18 protein-coding genes are annotated in these 17,802 nt (G+C 44.0%); 17 read left to right on the top strand and 1 reads right to left on the bottom strand.

From position 1 onward, the window contains the following. The first annotated feature begins 8 nt into the window (after window positions 1-8). The 17 genes from FGS84_RS28930 to FGS84_RS31885 all read left to right on the top strand — a co-directional run bounded on the left by FGS84_RS28930 (window position 9) and on the right by FGS84_RS31885 (window position 15,410). Window positions 9-719 (top strand): GntR family transcriptional regulator, encoded by a 711-nt coding sequence (locus FGS84_RS28930; protein ID WP_138311639.1) that lies wholly within the window; start codon window positions 9-11, stop codon window positions 717-719. A gap of 219 nt (window positions 720-938) precedes the next feature. After that, window positions 939-1,604, top strand: coding sequence for a GntR family transcriptional regulator (locus FGS84_RS28925; RefSeq protein ID WP_138311638.1), 666 nt, complete (start codon window positions 939-941; stop codon window positions 1,602-1,604). Between the two features lie 246 nt (window positions 1,605-1,850). Further along, on the top strand, window positions 1,851-3,065 hold the full coding sequence (locus FGS84_RS28920) for an aconitase X catalytic domain-containing protein (RefSeq protein ID WP_138311637.1): 1,215 nt from the start codon (window positions 1,851-1,853) through the stop codon (window positions 3,063-3,065). Beyond that, window positions 3,065-3,466: a DUF126 domain-containing protein gene (locus tag FGS84_RS28915; RefSeq protein WP_207671148.1), complete on the top strand. Its 402-nt coding sequence runs from the start codon at window positions 3,065-3,067 to the stop codon at window positions 3,464-3,466. Before FGS84_RS28920 ends, FGS84_RS28915 begins: the two co-directional genes overlap by 1 nt. An 8-nt stretch (window positions 3,467-3,474) precedes the next feature. Continuing rightward, on the top strand, window positions 3,475-4,143 hold the full coding sequence (locus tag FGS84_RS28910; RefSeq protein WP_243130112.1) for an RraA family protein: 669 nt from the start codon (window positions 3,475-3,477) through the stop codon (window positions 4,141-4,143). A gap of 15 nt (window positions 4,144-4,158) precedes the next feature. After that, entirely contained in the window at window positions 4,159-4,797 is a 639-nt protein-coding gene (locus FGS84_RS28905; protein WP_138311635.1) for a 4-carboxy-4-hydroxy-2-oxoadipate aldolase/oxaloacetate decarboxylase, read from the top strand. A 17-nt stretch (window positions 4,798-4,814) separates the two neighbouring features. After that, the gene (locus tag FGS84_RS28900; protein ID WP_138311634.1) at window positions 4,815-5,492 is read left to right on the top strand and encodes an RraA family protein; all 678 of its coding nucleotides are present in this window, start codon (window positions 4,815-4,817) and stop codon (window positions 5,490-5,492) included. A 138-nt stretch (window positions 5,493-5,630) separates the two neighbouring features. Then, on the top strand, window positions 5,631-6,995 hold the full coding sequence (locus FGS84_RS28895) for an MATE family efflux transporter (protein WP_138311633.1): 1,365 nt from the start codon (window positions 5,631-5,633) through the stop codon (window positions 6,993-6,995). Between the two features lie 25 nt (window positions 6,996-7,020). Further along, complete coding sequence (locus FGS84_RS28890) at window positions 7,021-8,457, top strand: DASS family sodium-coupled anion symporter (RefSeq protein ID WP_138311632.1); 1,437 nt, start codon at window positions 7,021-7,023, stop codon at window positions 8,455-8,457. Between the two features lie 537 nt (window positions 8,458-8,994). Further along, window positions 8,995-9,204, top strand: coding sequence for a 4Fe-4S binding protein (locus FGS84_RS28885; protein WP_138311631.1), 210 nt, complete (start codon window positions 8,995-8,997; stop codon window positions 9,202-9,204). Next, window positions 9,188-10,327 (top strand): 2-oxoacid:acceptor oxidoreductase subunit alpha, encoded by a 1,140-nt coding sequence (locus FGS84_RS28880; RefSeq protein WP_347563906.1) that lies wholly within the window; start codon window positions 9,188-9,190, stop codon window positions 10,325-10,327. The genes FGS84_RS28885 and FGS84_RS28880 overlap by 17 nt, the downstream gene beginning before the upstream one ends. 1 nt (window position 10,328) lies before the next feature. Beyond that, a complete protein-coding gene (locus FGS84_RS28875) occupies window positions 10,329-11,150 on the top strand; it encodes a 2-oxoacid:ferredoxin oxidoreductase subunit beta (RefSeq protein ID WP_138311630.1) in 822 nt (273 codons plus the stop codon). Between the two features lie 2 nt (window positions 11,151-11,152). Then, window positions 11,153-11,704, top strand: coding sequence for a 2-oxoacid:acceptor oxidoreductase family protein (locus tag FGS84_RS28870; protein ID WP_138311629.1), 552 nt, complete (start codon window positions 11,153-11,155; stop codon window positions 11,702-11,704). Between the two features lie 16 nt (window positions 11,705-11,720). Next, window positions 11,721-12,893, top strand: coding sequence for an ADP-forming succinate--CoA ligase subunit beta (gene sucC / locus FGS84_RS28865; protein ID WP_138311628.1), 1,173 nt, complete (start codon window positions 11,721-11,723; stop codon window positions 12,891-12,893). Between the two features lies 1 nt (window position 12,894). Next, window positions 12,895-13,797, top strand: coding sequence for a succinate--CoA ligase subunit alpha (gene sucD, locus FGS84_RS28860; RefSeq protein ID WP_138311627.1), 903 nt, complete (start codon window positions 12,895-12,897; stop codon window positions 13,795-13,797). A 25-nt stretch (window positions 13,798-13,822) separates the two neighbouring features. Further along, a complete protein-coding gene (locus FGS84_RS28855) occupies window positions 13,823-14,974 on the top strand; it encodes a permease (protein ID WP_138311626.1) in 1,152 nt (383 codons plus the stop codon). A 301-nt stretch (window positions 14,975-15,275) separates the two neighbouring features. Next, window positions 15,276-15,410, top strand: coding sequence for a hypothetical protein (locus FGS84_RS31885; protein ID WP_279232862.1), 135 nt, complete (start codon window positions 15,276-15,278; stop codon window positions 15,408-15,410). Between the two features lie 49 nt (window positions 15,411-15,459). On the opposite strand, the gene FGS84_RS28850 is transcribed toward FGS84_RS31885, so the two are convergent. Then, entirely contained in the window at window positions 15,460-16,350 is an 891-nt protein-coding gene (locus FGS84_RS28850; RefSeq protein ID WP_138311625.1) for a LysR family transcriptional regulator, read from the bottom strand. Window positions 16,351-17,802 lie beyond the last annotated feature (1,452 nt).

The raw sequence follows: 17,802 nt of genomic DNA, 5'->3' as shown, positions 1-17,802 counted from the left end.
GTTTTTAGATGAACTGTGCAATCAATCAGGGCTTGCTTGAAAAAGAACGCCTGCCATGTTATAATTCTACAGATATGAGGGAGGTTAGCATGGGAACAAGCGGAAATACAAAAAAGGCATATGAATATATATATAATCAGATATTGACAGGAGAAAAAAGTTTTGGTGCGCCAATTTCAGAAGCAGAGATTGCAAATGGCCTTGGTACAAGCCGGTCTCCTGTGCGTGAGGCGTTAAAACTGTTGGAGGTGGAGGGGGTAATTGTGCACTATCCCAACAGGGGAACGTTTGTGACAGATATGACGCGGGAGGATTTGTCAGAGATATTCCAGCTCCGGATTCTTTTTGAATTGCAGGCGCTTAGAATGGCCTGTCAGTTTATGGATGATTCCATATTACAGGAGTTGAGACGTAATATTGAGTGTTTGAATGAAGAATCTACGCCACAGCAGTACTATTCAGCTAATACTGCGTTACATGAGACCATTGTACATTACAGTGGCAATAAACGTTTGATAAAATTTTATAACACACTTTCTCTTCAAATTGCGTTGGTAAATCGCTTATCTGCCAAACTCCCAAGTCACTTTAAAGAGAGTAGGAAAAAGCATTTGGATATTGTAGACGCCATAATACAAAGGGACAGTACAAAAGCAGAGCAGCTTCTTCAGTCTCATTTGGAGGAAGTAAGGGATAAGACATTGGCTATGTATATATAAACGGTGAAAAGGTTGGAGTACCATGGGGTTATATGAGGGTCCAACCTTTTTCATTGTTTATAATAAAGTGATATCATTGTGAAAAGAATTTTCAATAACTAAAAAATACTTCCAGACATTAATGATGGAAAGTGTTTTCGTATAATTAGGATACTTCTTGACAATATAATTGATACTTGTGTAGAATATATGTAAACGGATAAAATATTCGAGGTGCACATGGAAACTGAAAAAACAGATTCTCTTAGCGAAATTGCATACAGATATATATTAGAGCAGATTATCTCCTTTACATACAAGCCCAATGACCCAATCTTGGAAAATGAAATCTGCAGGGATTTAAATATCAGCCGTACTCCGCTGCGTGAGGCGTTAAGGCGGCTGGAGGCAGAAGGTTTTGTTACAAAGGCCCGAAACAGAGGGACGTTTGTACGGGCATATACGGTTGAGGATATCATTGAGAGTTGTGATATACGTAAACTATTCGAAGTATATTCTTTGCGGAATTGTGTAAAGAATGTAAGCCAGGACGAATTGCAGACTGTTAAGAAAGAATTACAGTTTTTAAAGATAGATTCCACACCATCAGAGTATTATAAGACAGATTCGGATTTACATAACATGATTACCAGATATTGTATGAGTACGCGTATGAGATCAATTTTGGCATCGCTGTCTGTTCAATTAGATGCTTTTCAAAAAATTTCGGCCCAGACACCTAATCGTTTACTGCAATCCAAAGAGGAGCATTTGAATATTGTGGAAGCAATAGAAAAAAGGGATTTGGAATTAGCTACTACTTTATTGGAAAGCCATCTGGAAAATGTGAAGGAGAGCAGTATCAGGGCATTCCAGAAAATGCGTATAGATAAAATCGGCATATGAGCTGAATGTATGTCAAATGAATGTTTATAGTATATATAAGTAAGGATTGGCATCGCTTTGTATAAGAGGTATTAACTGAGTGCAAAGCGGTGTCTTTTTTTGTGTAATTTACTAAAAACAGGTTGACGTATGTAGACTGTCGTGATATATTATAAATATAAATTGTCGACAATATAAATACAATACAATCGGAGCATAGGAAACAAGTTTATTTCAAGAATTAAAAATCAGAAAAGGAGTGGGAAAATGAGATTAACAGAGGAAGAGCAGAAGATGCTCGATGGTGAGTATGGCAAAACCGTACAGAAGAGTATGAAAGTATTGGTGACCCTCGGCAAAATCTATGGCGCAGACCATATGATTGAAGTCAGAAATGTACACTCTCCAGGCGTGTCATATCGTGTAACGGGGGACGCTGGCCTGAATTATGTAAAGGAAGCTAGCGAGGAGGTGAAATTTCGAGTCCCAATGACATTAAATACAATTGGAATAGATTATCAGAATTGGGAGAGGATGGGATTTCCTAAGGAGTTTGCTGAAAAGCAGATTGAGTTAAGTCAGGCATATGAGAAGATGGGGGCAATTCCCACTAATTCCTGTACCCCGTACCTGAACGGAAATATTCCTATGATGGGAGAGCATGTAGCATGGGGGGAGTCATCTGCCATTGCTTTTGTCAACTCTGTTATAGGGGCTAGAACAAACCGGGAAGGCGGGCCAACTGCTTTGGCTGCAGCTATTACAGGGCGTGTTCCAGCTTATGGTTATCATTTGGATGAAAACAGAAAAGGAACACATCTGTTTAAGGTTGAGATGGAGCTGAAAACAGACAAAGACTTTGCAACACTTGGGTATTTTGCAGGGAATATTGTGGGGCCAGGAGTACCTGTATTTGAAGGTATTAAGGAAAGGCCTACCCTGGAGAACTTAAAGGCTATGGGAGCAGCACTTGCATCTTCGGGAGCAGTCGCCCTTTACCACATCATTGGTATAACTCCGGAAGCACCAACAAAAGAAAATGTTGTGGATAAAGAGCTTACCCCTATTGTATTTGGTCAGAAAGAATACGATATGGTTTGCAATAAATTTGCCCAGACAGGTCCGATTGATTTTGTTGTAATTGGCTGCCCGCATGTAAGCATCAACGAAATGGAGGCAGTGGCTAAACTAGTTGAGGGTAAAAAACTCAAGAGTGCCCTATGGGTATGTACGTCACGCATGGTTAAGGAACTGGGAGATAAAATGGGGTATACCAAGATAATTGAAGAGGCAGGAGCCGAGGTTGTCTGTGATACATGTCCTGTATTGTGTTATACATTGGACCGCGGATATAAAACTGTTGCAACAAACTCCGGCAAGATGGCGCACTATGCTCCTGGTCTTTGGAACCTGCAGCCAGTATTGTTGAATAAAGAAGAATGTATCCAGGTTGCACTGGAAGGGAAATGGGAGGGAAAATAATGGTTAAGGAATTGAAAGCCAGATGTATTGTAGAAGGCTACGCTGCTGGAACGGCAATTGTAACAAAAGAGGGAATATCCTTCATGGGGACTGTTAACCCCAAAACAGGTGTGATTATTGAACGTAAACATGAAATTGAAGGAGAGTGTCTCAAAGGTAAGATTCTGGTATACCCCAAGGGGAAGGGGTCTACCGGTGGGTCCTATATGCTTTATGATGTGGTAAAGAATGGTGTCGGGCCGGCTGCTATAATTAATATTGAGGCAGAACAGGTGGCAGTTATTGGCGCTATTGTGGCAGAACTTCCCATGGTGGACCAGGTTGATATTAACCAGATTCAGAATGGTGATTATGTGGAAGTGGATGCTACTAATGGCTTAGTGAGAATTACCAGGGAATAGGAGAATCAATGATGAGCGAATTTAATGAGAAATATAAGAATCGTTTATTGAAATTATCTACCACCAATGTATCTGATGCGCTGGATGCGCTGGGTCTAAAGGGCTCTACATATGGTATCCGACCTATTTGGGAAGGGGCAGAAAAAATAACTGGGCGCGCTGTCACTCTGAAGATGACGGCAGCAGGCCTAACCACAGGGAAAACGCACTTGGGCATTAAAGCCATCGAGGCAGCAGAAGAAGGTGATATTGTTGTAGTAGATAATGGGGGGCGTCTGGACACATCCTGCTGGGGTGGAATCCTTGCAAACGGCGCTCAGCTGAAGGGTATATCGGGTGTAGTTGTAGATGGCGCAGTACGAGATGTGGATGATTTTGTAGAGATTCATTTTCCTGTTTATTCCAGGGGGGCTGTTGTGGCTACTGCAAGAGGAAGAGTCATGGAGGAGGCCACCAATGTAATGATTCAGTTTGGTGGTGTCCAGGTTCGTCCGGGAGATGCTGTCCTGGCTGACCGGAGTGGCGTTGTGGTAATTCCATGGGAAAAAATAGATGCTGTCCTTGATAAGGCAGAAATGCTCTTTGAAAAAGAGGAAGCCATGATTGCGGATTTGCGTGCAGGCATGACCTCACTGGAAGTTGATACAAAATATCATTATGAGAAAATGTTGAAATAGGAGGGGTGTTCTGTAATGGATTTAACACAAGAGTTAGTGTTGGAGCTATCCAAACTTCCAACAGGAAATGTTGCAGATGCAAATGGAAAAAAGGGGAATATGGACCCGGCAATCAAACCCATAGACTCCAAATGCCATATGATTGGAAGAGCAGTTACCGTGGAGTGCTATCCCGGTGATAACCTGGCATTGCATCAGGGAATCTATGCTGCTAATCCGGGTGACGTTGTGGTATTCAACTGTCATGGATATACTGGAGGAGGTCATTTTGGTGATATTATGGCCACTGCATGCAAAATAAGAGGATTGGCTGGAGTTGTGATTGATGGAAGCTGCCGTGACTCCGAGGATATCAGAGAACTGGGATTTCCTGTGTTTGTCAGAGCTTATAATCCAGGAGGTACTGTAAAAGAGAGTTTGGCGAATATTAATGTTCCGGTTGTGTGCGGAGGCGTCCTGGTCAGACCGGGAGATATTATTGTTGGTGACTGCGACGGCATTGTAGTGGTACCAAGGGAAAAGGAAGATGAGGTTTTTTCTAAAGCAAATGCCATATATGAAAAGGAAATAAAAGTAAAGGAGATGCTCTATGCAGGAAAGAGCACTATGGAAATATATGGTTTTGATAAACTTGTCGAAGCCAAGATTGGATAGGGCAGAGGTGGTATAAGATGAAAGAAGAATTAACATTACCTAAGGAAATAATTGAGGCATATAAGAAACTGGATGTTCCCAGTATTTCCGATGCAATGGATAAATTGAAGCTGTATGGAGGTTTGTTGAACATAAAGGCAGTTGTGCCGGATACATATGTATGTGGCCAGGCGTTTACCGTTCATTATGTACCTTGTGGACAGATTAGAGGAACCGTGGGGGATTTCATTGATGATATCCTTCCTGGTGAAGTGGCTGTCATTGATAATAATGGACGTCAGGATTGCACTGTGTGGGGCGATATTATGTCAATATATGCCGCTCAGAGGGGAATTGCAGGAACCGTGATTGACGGTGTATGCCGGGATATTAATGTAATCAGGGAATTGAGATATCCTATTTATACAAAAGGAACCTATATGGTGACCGGTAAAGACCGGGTTTATGTGGACCGGGTAAATGATACGGTAAGCATAGCAGGTGTTCAGGTAAATCCGGGAGACCTTATAGTCGGGGATAACACAGGAGTAGTTGCAGTACCCTTTTCAAAAGCAGAGGAAGTGTTGAAGGTTGCACAAGGGATTGAACAAGTGGAGCAGATGATTGTAAGTAAGGTAAAATCGGGAATGAAACTAAAGGATGCGAGGAAAGAAACCGGATATCATACGTTACAGACACCGGTAGAAGAAAAGTAGCATTTATAGTAAGATATTGCCGGATATAATCTTCCGAAATTCGTGAATGGTGGCTGTTGCATTTTGGTGTGGCAGCCATTGTTATGCAGCCCCCAAATGGATGATATTGGTGGATGGTAAAACGTGCAGGAGTTAATTATGAAAAAACAAGACGCTATACTGCAAGGAGTTATTCCATTTCAGATAGTGAAATTGGCTGCTCCTCTTTTGGTAGGGGATATACTTCAACAATTTTATAATACGATAGATGCTGTCATCATAGGAAAGTATATTGGAATGGAAGCTTTTGCGGCCGTAGGGGTGGCAAGTACTGTAATGAACCTATTCCTATTTGCTTTGGTTGGATTCAGCCTTGGCGTATCCATTCTTTTTTCACAATATTATGGAATGAAAGATTATAAAAGATTCAGGGAGGAGAGCTTCCTGGCGTTGGTTCCTGGAAGTGTTGCCGTGGTGATGTTCAGCGTTTTGTCTTTATTGCTGATGAATCCTATTTTAAGAATTATACGGACACCAGATGCATTGCTTCTATATGCAAAAGAGTATCTTGCATTTATCATAGGTGGTATGGTCATCAGCTATTTGTATAATATATGTGCCTCCCTTCTGCGCTCTATTGGCGACACCAAATCATCGCTGATATTTCTTACAATATCCATTACCGTGAATGGGATGCTTGACATTCTGTTTGTGGGAAAACTGGGTATTGGAATCAAGGGGGCTGCAATTGCTACATGTATAGCCCAGTTATTGAGCGCTGTTCTATCAATAGCTTATATACGTGCTAAATATCCACTGCTATTGTTTGGAAAATCCGATTTTCAATTTAAAAAAAGTTCAGTTAAGATAACGATTCATTATGGAATGGTGTCCCTGGTCCATCAAGCCAGCCTGTATATTGGAAAGCTCTTAATCCAAGGAGCCGTGAATACATTAGGAATATATGGTATAAGTGCTTACACATCAACGACCAGGGTTGAGGGTTTTATCAATTCATTTTCAAATAGCGGAGGACAGGCCATATCCACTTTGACGGCTCAAAACCATGGTGCTCAGAATACATTAAGAGTAAAAGGCGGATTGAAATGGGGGCTGATTCTTATGATTCTATTTGGCTTGATTTCATCGATTGCCATGTATGTCGGTGCAGCACAATTTATTAAACTGATTAACTATAGCGTGACAGAAAATGAAATGCATATAGGTATTGGATACTTGCGATGTATATCCATATTTTATGTGTTGTGCTTTACGGCAAGCAGTTTTGTGGGTTATTTTCGCGGAATAGGATGCATTAACATAGCTCTGACAGGAACCATATTACATATTACAGCCAGGGTGGTCTTATCCTATATTCTTATGGAAAGGTATTCTCTTACGGCAGTAGCTATTGCAAGTTCTATAGGGTGGTGTATGGTTGTAACCTTCCATTTAATAACATATATGCATGGAAAATCTTCCGTAAGGTATATACAGTCCAAGGAGAGATATTCCATAGATTAATATATTAAGCAAAAAGGGGTTAAAAATGACAAAACAACAAAAAATCGGACTGATATTAGGTCCGGCATTATTCGCATTTATTCTTTTTTTAGTACCAGTGCAGGGAGAATTAACAGAGGTTGGTAAAAAGGTTCTGGCCAGCATGGTATGGATGATTATATGGTGGTCTACACAGCCAGTGACATTAGGGCAGACAGCGTTGCTCCCCGTTCTTCTTTTTCCTGCATTGGGATTAAATGATGCGGGAATCAATGCCACATCAGGATATGTTCATACAGCAGTGTTATTGACTACTTCTGTTTTTTGGTTGGGCTCAGCCATTGAGAAATGGAACCTTCATCGCAGGATTGCATTTACCATCCTTTCTGTATTGGGAACCAAGCCACTATCAATCATGATGTCATTTGCATTTGCAACAGGAATTATTTCAATGTGGATGTCCAATACAGCATCCACAGCCATGATGATTCCTATTGTAGCTGCATTGACAATATCAATTGGTGAATATGATAAAAATTATGGCAAGCTTATGGGGGCAGCCCTGATGTTAACAGTTGCTTTCTCCGCTACCAACGGAGGTACGGCCACACCTATTGGAAATAATGCTAATATTGTAGGAATTGGCATTATAGAGGAGATGACAGGGGTAGTAATTGATTTCCCTAGCTGGATGATTATTGCAGTTCCCATCTGTATGATGATGATTTTAGTATCGACTTATATTATTTACCGTTCTATGGGACTTGGAAAGGTAAACATTAGTATAGACCGTAAAATCATTACAGAAGAATTGCATAAGTTGGGTACAATGTCAACTGGAGAAAGGCACGTATTGATTGTACTAGCATTTGCAATCCTAAGCTGGATAACAAAAACTTTCTGGAGTCCATTTCTGCCATTTATATCCGACCACATGATAGGTGGATTTGCAGTAGCAATCTTATTTCTTTGGCCGGTAAATTGGAAGACAAATGAACCGACTTTGGATTTTAAATACGCAGTATCACATACATCCTGGGATGCTGTGTTCCTGATAGGTGGTTCGCTGGTACTGGGAAGTGCTTTTGCGGATTCAGGACTGACTGATTGGATTGCAGCACAGATGGCAGGCTTCAGTGCATTGCCGGAGTTTGTTTTAATTATTGTTTTAGCTGTCATTGCATCTTTGGTGACAGAGTTAGGGTCTAATATTGTTGTTGCAGCTGTATTTATTCCAATTGCTGCATCCATTGCTAAAAGTGCCGGTTATGCACCCATGCTGTCCATGGTAAATATTATTTTCGCTTGTGGATTCGCCTATATGCTTCCACAGGGAACGCCACCCAATGCATTGGCCGCAGGTTCTGGACTGGTTGAAAATAAGCAGATGCTTAAGACCGGTACGTTGGTAAAAGTTGTTATATTAATACTATATCCGATTATGTATTTTGGGGCGGATAAACTGGGATTGGTACGTTTTTAGTAAGGATTAGATTTAAGAAAGGAAAGAAAGGCTGCTTTGCGGTATTTCTTTCCTTTTGTATTATAGAAAAGTCCTTACTAAAACAAAATTATGTAAACTAACAGCCCCGCAGAAACAGGGACTAGAACACAGACAGTGATTAAAAAAGGACGATATAGAACTCATCTTTAAATATGATACAGGCAAGCAAGAAACTCTGTGATGGTCATAGTAAACTTCTACGAGCAGTATAAGGGGTCATGGCCATAAGAATCTTTTACAGCGGAGAGGGAAAACTTCATGTTACCGCACTGAAGGCAGACGTACATGGTTCCTCTAAAGGACGGGTCATCACAGCTAAACATCCTGTCAACGTTGTCAATAACGACTTGATGTGGATGTTTCTTGGCCAAATCTTGAACAAAATGATTTTATTATAGCATAGTAGTATATATATCAAAACACTATAGTTACATTCAAAAACTGATATTTTTGTTATAGATACAATTGTGTTATAGTGGGCTCAGATACAAAATAAACGAAAAGGAGTTCGAGATAATGGGAAAGAAGACAGACTTTAACCTGAACAGAAGTTTCTGTAAATCCTGTGGAATCTGCGTTGCTCTATGTCCGGTCCATGCACTGTCAAAGGATGAAGACGGAAAGCCTGTGATGGAGTCAGAGGAGAGCTGTACGGGATGTAAGCAGTGTGAATACAGATGTCCTGATTTTGCAATTCGCATGGGAGGTAATGATGATGAAAGATGAATTCAGGGTTTTGACAGGCAATGAGGCGTGCACTCTGGGTGCCCTGGCAGCGGGAATGAATTTTTTTGCAGGCTATCCCATCACACCGGCTACAGAGATAGCAGAATATGCTTCTGAACTGCTGCCAAAGCAGGGAGGAAAGTATATGCAGATGGAGGATGAGCTGGCATCCGTTGCAGCAGTCATTGGGGCATCCTTTGCAGGTGCCAAGGCAATGACAGCCACCAGTGGTCCGGGATTTTCGCTGATGCAGGAGAATATCGGTTATGCCATGCTGGCAGAGGTACCATGCGTGCTGGTGGATGTGATGCGGCAGGGACCCTGTCAGGGGGTTGCCACGGTTCCGGCCCAGGGTGATTTGATGCAGGCCAGATGGGGAACCCATGGGGACCATCCGGTGATTGCAGTGGCTCCATGCTCTGTGGAGGAGACGTATTACGAAACTATAAGGGCATTTAACATGGCCGAAAAGTACCGTACGCCCGTTTTTGTTTTGTCAGATGCCATGCTGGCCCATATGAGTGAGAAGATACGGATACCGGATGCAGCGGAGCTGACAATTGAAAACCGCAGACAGCCATCATGCCCCAAGGAAGATTATAGACCTTATGAGGATGATGGGACAGAAATCCCTCCCATGGCGGCATTTGGAGACGGATACCACTGGTATGTCAGTGGGATTATTCATGATGAGACCGGTTTCCCATCCACCAGCAACCCGGACCAGATAAGCAGTGAGGTAAAAAGGCTGCACCATAAGATTATACGTAATATCAAGGATATTGAGTCTTACGAGGAATACAGGACAGAGGATGCAGACATCATCATTGTCAGTGTTGGTATTGTGGCCAGGGTGGCGAGAAGTGCGGTTGACGCGGCCAGGGACATGGGAATTAAGGCCGGGCTTTTCAGGCCCATCACCCTATGGCCCTTCCCGGAGGAACGGCTTAAGGAACTGGCAGACCGGGCCAAAACCGTGATAACATGTGAGATGAACGAAGGGCAGCTGGTTCATATTGTAAGACAGTTCACATCAGATACGCCGGTGGTCTCTGTCACCCAGAATAATGGCATGGTCATGGAAGCGGAAACAGTACTGGCTGTGATTAAGGAGGTAAAGTGATATGACTGAACATGTATTTGACAGACTGCTGCGTCAGGATAAATTAAAGACCATGTGGTGTCCGGGATGCGGTAACGGAATCGTACTCCAGTCCATTATCCGGGCCATAGATAAGACCGGACTGGACCCGGATAAGGTGGTTGTTGTTGCGGGGATTGGATGTTGCTGCCGTGCCAATGGATATATGAATCTGTGCGGAATCCATACAAACCACGGAAGGGCCATTGCATATGCCACTGGAGTAAAGATGGCCAATCCGGACCTGCATGTAATCGTGGTGACAGGAGACGGCGATTGCACTTCAATTGGAGGCAACCATTTCATCCATGGGGCGAGAAGGAACATTGACATGACCGTGGTAGTGTTCAATAATTCCAACTATGGCATGACCGGCGGACAGTTCTCACCCACCACCCCCTACGGAGCAAAAACAAAGACAAGCGCCTATGGAAATATCGACCCCAATTTTGATATTTGCGACCTGGCAAAGGCGTCAGGCGCAACCTATGTGGCAAGGTCCACTACATATCACGCAATGATGCTTACGGACCAGATTGCAAAGGCCATTAATCATAAGGGATTTTCCGTGGTGGAGGCTGCATGTGACTGTCCGACCCTATACGGAAGGCTGAATAAGAAGGGAGAGGCTGCGGATATGGTTATGCATTGGAAGGAAACAGCCGTGCCGCTCCAGAGGGCGGCAAAAATGAGTTCTGAGGAATTGGAGGATAAGCTGGTCATTGGGGAGTTTGTGAACCGCGGGGACCGCAGGGAGTATTCGGAAATCTATGATGAAGTAATCAGGAGAGCAAAGGAGTGCTGAGTATGGGAAGCAGACATTATGAAATAAGATTTGGCGGTTCCGGCGGTCAGGGGATGATGCTGATGGGCGACGTGATGGCCCAGGCCGCAGGTGTAATTGAGGGAAATGAAATTCTTCTGGCAAAATCCTACGGGCCTGAATCCAGAGGCGGCGCATGCCGTTCAGAACTGATTGTTGATAATGATTCCATCAATTATCCGATTGTCAGAAAGCCGGATTTTGTTCTGGCTATGACCCAGATGGCCTGTGATAAATACCATTTGGATATGGATAAAGACGGGGTACTGCTGGTAGATTCGGACCTGGTGAAGGAAGTTCCGCAGGATATTGAACACGTGTATAGGATTCCGCTGACAAAACTAGCAATGGAAGTAACAGGAAAGCCCATAGCCGCCAATGTGGTGGCCCTAGGCGCAATCTCTGTGCTGGGCAGGTGCGCAGGCAGTGATGCGGTTCTTCAGGCTATTCTGAACCGGTTCGCGCCAAAGCTTCATGACATGAACCGTAAGGCATTCCAGGCGGGAATCGTTTCTGCCCAGAGTCTGCTTGCATAGGGGGGAGAGAAGACATATGAATATACATGAATATCAGGCAAAAACATTATTTAAATCGTATGGAATTCCGGTTCAAGAGGGAAGGCTTGCATGGACTCCTGGGGAAGCCTATGAAGCAGCACTAGAACTTGGCGGTCTGGTTGCAGTCAAATCCCAGGTACATGCAGGAGGCAGGGGAAAGGCAGGCGGAATCAAGCTGGTAAAGACACCGGAGGATGCGAGGGCGGCCGCCGCAGAACTGATTGGCAAGACCCTTGTTTCCCGCCAGACCGGTCCGGCAGGCAAGCTGGTGCGCAGGCTTTGGATTGAAAAGGGAACGGATATTGTAAAGGAGTATTATTTCAGTATCATAATCGATTCGGCAGAGGGACAAATTGTACTGGTGGCATCAGAAGAGGGCGGTATGGACATTGAGGATGTAGCTGCCAATCATCCAGAAAAAATCATCAGGACTTATGTGGAACCGGGAATTGGCTTGCGTACATGGCAGTTATACACCCTGGCGGAACAAATCCATATCCCTGCTGAATTAAAAAAGAGCTTCGTGAAAATGGCAGGCGCATTATACTGCGTATTTACTGAAAAGGACTGTTCTATGGTGGAGATAAATCCATTGGCCCTGACAGGTGCAGGGGAACTCATGGTGATTGATGCAAAGGTTGGATTTGATTCCAGTGGTATGTTCCGCCACCCGGAACTGGCAGAGCTTCGGGACAGGGAGGAGGAAGTGGAACTGGAGGCTAGGGCCGTGGACCTGAACATGAACTATGTTTCTCTGGATGGAACCATCGGCTGTCTGGTTATCGGGGCAGGGCTTGCCATGGCTACCATGGATGCCATCAAATATTTTGGCGGAGAACCGGCCAATTTCATGGACTGCGGAGGCAGTTCCAGCCCGGAAGAATGCGAAAAGGCCTTTGACATCATACTGTCGGAGGAGAAGGTAAAGGGAGTTCTGGTCAATATATTCGGAGGAATTACCCAGACAGACCGGGTGGCAGAAGGTGTGATTGCCTCTATCAGGAAAAACCGGCCAGAGGTGCCCATTGTCATTCGCCTGGAAGGAACCAACTGCGTCATTGCCAACCAGATGATAGCTGAATCCGGTCTGGGACTTTACACAGCCTCATCTCTGACAGAAGGAGCAGAGCTTATTATGAAATTGGTTAATAGAAAGGAAGGCAGCTGATATGAGCATTTATATTGGGAAAGATACAAAAGTTATAGTGCAGGGTATAACAGGATTTCATGGAAAAAAGCATACCCAGCTCATGCGCGAATTCGGCACCAACATTGTAGCCGGAGTGACACCCGGGAAACTGGGACAGAATTTGGACGGAATTCCTGTGTTTGACACGGTTGCCCAGGCAGTGGAGGCCACAGGGGCCAATGCGTCCGTTATCTTTGTGCCGCCTGCATTTGCCGCTGATTCCATCATGGAGGCGGTGAATGCAGGACTGGATATTTGTGTCTGCATTACGGAAAACATTCCGGTTCAGGATATGATAAAAGTGAAGAATTATATGAAGGGTAAGAAGACCCGTCTGATTGGGCCAAACTGCCCTGGCCTTGTGACGCCTGGCGAATGCAAAATGGGAATCACGCCCGGATATGTGGTTAAACCCGGAAAGATAGGAGTGGTATCCCGCTCCGGCTCCCTGACATATGAGACCATCAAGCAGTTGTCGGAGGCAGGCCTGGGACAGAGCACCTGTGTGGGAATTGGAGGGGACCCCATTAAGGGGACCTCTTTCCTGGATGTGATTCAGGCGTTTCATGAGGACGGAGGTACAGAAGCAGTGGTGATGATTGGGGAAATCGGCGGAAACAGCGAGCAGGAGGCCGCCATGTGGATTAAAGAGCATATGAATAAACCGGTGGTAGCATTTATTGGAGGACAAACAGCGCCTCCGGGAAAGCGCATGGGCCATGCCGGGGCAGTGATTTCAGGCGGAAAAGGTACTGCGGCTGAAAAAATCAGGGTACTCAATGAGTGCGGTATTCCCACTGCCAGGATGTCGGACCTGATTGGAGAGACACTTATTGAATTGCTGAAGGAACGGGGCATTTATGAGAGATGCCTGTCATGCTGAAGTTGGATGAAACGAGGATAATTCTATGTTTGTATTGAAAGAGACAGCTTCTGTTATCCTGTCCATTTTCTGTATTGCGGTTACGGGGTATTTTCTGGGCAGCATCCGCATAAAGGGGGTTGAGCTGGGAACGGCGGCTCTTTTTATCTCCGGTCTTTTTTTCGGTCATTTCGGTGTATCCATACCCGCATACATACAGACACTTGGGTTGATTTTCTTTATTGCATCAGTCGGTATGACGGCTGGTCCGGCGTTTGCAGAGAGGGTGAAGGCAAACGGGGCTGCCTATATCATTCTCTGTCTTTCCATTGCAGTGACGGGATCCTTTACATGTATTCTGCTGGTAAAACTGACAGGGATAGATAAGGCATTGGCAGTGGGAATGATGACAGGGGCATTTACCACCTCACCGGGATTTGCAGCGGCCAAGGAGGCTGTTTCGGACAGTGCCCAGGCAGTAACCATGGTGGCTGCCGGTTATGGGATAGTCTACCCCATCGGAGTAGTGGGGAAGGTGTTCTTTATGCAGTTGGTCCCCAGAATCCTTAATGCGGATATGGAAAAGGAACGGGAGCTGATTGCCGTGAAGGAGAAGGAAAAAGGGCGGCAATGGGGCAGGAATTACAGGCAAATTGATACAATGGGACTGTTTCCATTTTCCGCGGCAGTGATTGGAGGAATCTTGCTGGGCTCCTTTGTGATTCCTTTGCCGGGTGGCGGCGAATTTTCCCTGGGAACAACAGGCGGACCGTTGGTGGTGGGACTACTCCTGGGACATATGGGTCATATAGGGCCTGTAAGTTTAAAGATGGAGCCAGGGGTAACAAGGGTAATGAAGGAGATTGGCCTGCTTCTGTTCTTTACAGGCGCAGGCGCAGAGGGAGGAAAAGGCCTGGTACTGGTACTTCAGACCTATGGTTTCAGGCTTCTGTTCATTGGTCTTATACTGCTGCTTGTCCCTCTGGCAGCCGGATTTGTCATTGGACTTAAGATACTCAGGCTCCCGCTTCTGAACGGTCTTGGCTCCATCTCGGCCAGCATGACCTGCACCCCGTCACTGGCTATACTGACCAAGGTCGCAGGAACGGACGATGTGGCGGCCGCCTATGCAGCCACCTATCCGTTTGCGCTGATAGCACTGGTTCTGGCAGTACAGGTGATACTTATGGTGGCGTAGGCAGCAGGACCCAGAAAAATAATATTGGGATTCGTTACCTCTGCAGATGATTTTTATGAGTAGCCCCAGGTGATGGGAGGCGGCCATGAAAAATTCCCAGGATAGGCAACTGCTAAATGATAGAATCCTATAACGGGAAGCATTTCCTGGAAACGCAGGGCGGTGAGAAGCCTTATGGGACAGGAGGAAACCGTGACTATGAAGCCAGTGACATCTGCTTCCCTATCATAAATGTTCTTATGAAACGGGTTTTGAACAGATTAGGAAGATTGGATGTAGCCACGTAGTCCTGTCCAGCGATATGGGACAAAAGAACAGCCCTTCTTCTGATGAAGGTATGCTGGATTTAATTACAAAGATGGTTAAAGAAGGCGGGGATTCACAGAGCGATGTAGAACAGATGGTATGTAAAAATCCGACTGCACTGGTTGAATAAAATAAGGAAAAGCTATATCCGGGAGACAGTTTGCTGTTCCCGGATATTGTCATGCCTGCTTATATTCGTTTGAATGTTCCCTGACAAAATCCATAAATTTGGCAGCAACATTGGACAGGGAACGCCCCCTGAGCGCTGCAAAGGTCCTGCGGCTCAGCATATCGCCGGATATGGGACGGCAGAAGACAGTGTCATTTTCGTAGACAGGTGCATTGTCAGCAGTTATGATGGCCACCGCATCGCCGTTCCTTGCCCAGGTCAGCGCATTGTTCCGGGAGGTGGATACGCTTAAGATTTCAGGTGTAAAATTGGCCCTCAGACAGGCTTCCGTAATGGTGTTTTGAAAGCCGCGGGAAATTGAGAGAGGAATGTCCTTTAAGGCGAATATATCAATCTCCTCCTTTAAGGGAAACCAGAGTGTGTCTTTTCTCCCCACAACCATAAGCCGTTCCGGTATTGTATACAGCGGGTCCAGGTATACAGGAATCTGATGGAATGTGCGGATGATGCCGATTTCTATGATGCCGTTTTTGAGTAAGTCCATGATTTCCGCACTGGTCAGCTCAAATATATCAAATTTGATGAAGTGGTTTTCCTTATGAAATTGATGGAGAAGCCGCTCTATCATTGGGTCGGGATATGCTTGAGTAATGCCTAAGGACAGGGAGCCGGTAAAACCTTTGTAACATGCATTTATTTCCTTTGCAGCGGCATCCTCCAAGAGGATAATGTGTTTTGCCTTATCATATAAAATCATTCCCGCTTCTGTGGGTTCCATGGAACGGACGTTTCTCTTGAAAAGTGGGGCACCGAACAGTGCTTCCATAGACTTGACCTGGTTGGATAAAGCTGGCTGCGCAATATGAAGTTTCCTCGAGGCAGCGGATAATGTCCCCGCCTCAACAATGGCAATAAAATTACGGTAGTGTTCGGAGTTCATTGTATGCTCCTTTCAACAACTCAGATTACCTATATGGTTCTGTCCGGAGCTAACCCTCTCCGATGAACATACAAATTTATTATAAGTTAAATTCTGTAAGAATTCAATTGACATTTTTATGATATCAAGATATACGCATTTGGGTCTTTACTTTATCAATGTCTGTATTGATAGGGAATCTCTTGATTCCTGTCTGAAAACCAAAACTGCAATCACATCAATGAGATTCTTGTGGCTGTGAACGGTACTCTTTCCATAATTCAGCAGGATTTTCTCGAAATGCTAATGAATCATTATGATTCTCTCAAATCACATCTGGCAGAAATTGAAACCACATTAGAAGAGACAATGGCATCTTATCCCGTTATATTGAACAGTCAAACAGAAGCCATCTTGAAGGCGGGGACAAAATTGAAGGAATCCGTCCTGGCATATGCATCTGCGATTAATGTCTGAATACTAAACTATTTTGAATTTTGATGTTGGGCCTATTATCTCAAAGAATGATGATGATAAAAAGGTACGTGCTATTGGGCGTTTACGGAAATGGCATCGGTAAACAAATCAATAATGGCATAAAAAGATAGTAATAATATGCAAATTAGAAAAGAATCTGTAATATCTATGACAAAACCCACCTTCTTTTTCGCTTTTTCATAATTCAACTAGATATTTAGATATATCCATTTATATCGTACATAAAATGACGCAACTCGTGTGTATTTGTTGAATTATTGCGCTTATTTCTATAAATGTAATTATAATTTTCTGATAATAACAACAAACTTCAAAAAACAAGTAAAAAATTAAAATATAACTATACCATTCAAACCTCAACGACGACTCTTACGAAAGAAACATCGAAAGAGTCGTTTTTTATTTTATCCCTAACTAAAGAAGAATCAGCAGGAAAGGTGAGTGATGAAACGTAAATGCTGAAATTATCAGGCTGGATGTTCAAACCGGAACCTATCGTTAGACTATTGTTTTAGACTGGCATGGCAGCTTCTTTTTAATGGGGTATAAAAATGGTTGTGTGCCATCCTGCGTTGCAGGATAGAGGGGTTGATGATATTAGGCAATGTGCTCAATGTCAGAGCTTACTGCAAAGATATCACCAATTTCCTATGACACACGCAATGTGTTGGGATTGGTGCAGTATACATAAAGAAAAATTTATTTACTGTCCTGAACCAAAGAGCTCTCCCTCCAGCTATGTTGCTAACTATGCTAAACCAAACATTGTTTACCTATCATGCGCTGCGGGATTTTATTTACCCAGGGCGCCGCCCTTCCATTTCAAAATATGAAACTAAAAATTTTGAAATGGAGGATATATAATGAATGATAAGGAGACATACGTAATAAGAATGCATGGACAATTAATATCAGTGAGCGAGGATGTATACTATACATTTTACAGATTCAAACGATATGAATTGAATTTGGAAG

The organism is Clostridium sp. 1001271st1 H5, assembly GCF_005845215.1.
Classification (GTDB): domain Bacteria; phylum Bacillota; class Clostridia; order Lachnospirales; family Lachnospiraceae; genus Enterocloster.
The sequence above is the reverse complement of the archived record's forward strand: the minus strand, read 5'-3'. Positions and strand labels throughout refer to the sequence as shown.

Coding starts and splice junctions, on each gene's coding strand:
- FGS84_RS28910 (WP_243130112.1), top strand. CDS start 3,475: ATGATGAGCGAATTTAATGAGAAATATAAGAATCGTTTATTGAAATTA.
- FGS84_RS28930 (WP_138311639.1), top strand. CDS start 9: ATGAACTGTGCAATCAATCAGGGCTTGCTTGAAAAAGAACGCCTGCCA.
- FGS84_RS28885 (WP_138311631.1), top strand. CDS start 8,995: ATGGGAAAGAAGACAGACTTTAACCTGAACAGAAGTTTCTGTAAATCC.
- FGS84_RS28875 (WP_138311630.1), top strand. CDS start 10,329: ATGACTGAACATGTATTTGACAGACTGCTGCGTCAGGATAAATTAAAG.
- FGS84_RS28915 (WP_207671148.1), top strand. CDS start 3,065: ATGGTTAAGGAATTGAAAGCCAGATGTATTGTAGAAGGCTACGCTGCT.
- FGS84_RS28870 (WP_138311629.1), top strand. CDS start 11,153: ATGGGAAGCAGACATTATGAAATAAGATTTGGCGGTTCCGGCGGTCAG.
- FGS84_RS31885 (WP_279232862.1), top strand. CDS start 15,276: ATGGGACAAAAGAACAGCCCTTCTTCTGATGAAGGTATGCTGGATTTA.
- FGS84_RS28895 (WP_138311633.1), top strand. CDS start 5,631: ATGAAAAAACAAGACGCTATACTGCAAGGAGTTATTCCATTTCAGATA.
- FGS84_RS28920 (WP_138311637.1), top strand. CDS start 1,851: ATGAGATTAACAGAGGAAGAGCAGAAGATGCTCGATGGTGAGTATGGC.
- sucC (WP_138311628.1), top strand. CDS start 11,721: ATGAATATACATGAATATCAGGCAAAAACATTATTTAAATCGTATGGA.
- FGS84_RS28905 (WP_138311635.1), top strand. CDS start 4,159: ATGGATTTAACACAAGAGTTAGTGTTGGAGCTATCCAAACTTCCAACA.
- FGS84_RS28855 (WP_138311626.1), top strand. CDS start 13,823: ATGTTTGTATTGAAAGAGACAGCTTCTGTTATCCTGTCCATTTTCTGT.
- FGS84_RS28880 (WP_347563906.1), top strand. CDS start 9,188: ATGATGATGAAAGATGAATTCAGGGTTTTGACAGGCAATGAGGCGTGC.
- FGS84_RS28900 (WP_138311634.1), top strand. CDS start 4,815: ATGAAAGAAGAATTAACATTACCTAAGGAAATAATTGAGGCATATAAG.
- FGS84_RS28850 (WP_138311625.1), bottom strand. CDS start 16,350: ATGAACTCCGAACACTACCGTAATTTTATTGCCATTGTTGAGGCGGGG.
- sucD (WP_138311627.1), top strand. CDS start 12,895: ATGAGCATTTATATTGGGAAAGATACAAAAGTTATAGTGCAGGGTATA.
- FGS84_RS28890 (WP_138311632.1), top strand. CDS start 7,021: ATGACAAAACAACAAAAAATCGGACTGATATTAGGTCCGGCATTATTC.
- FGS84_RS28925 (WP_138311638.1), top strand. CDS start 939: ATGGAAACTGAAAAAACAGATTCTCTTAGCGAAATTGCATACAGATAT.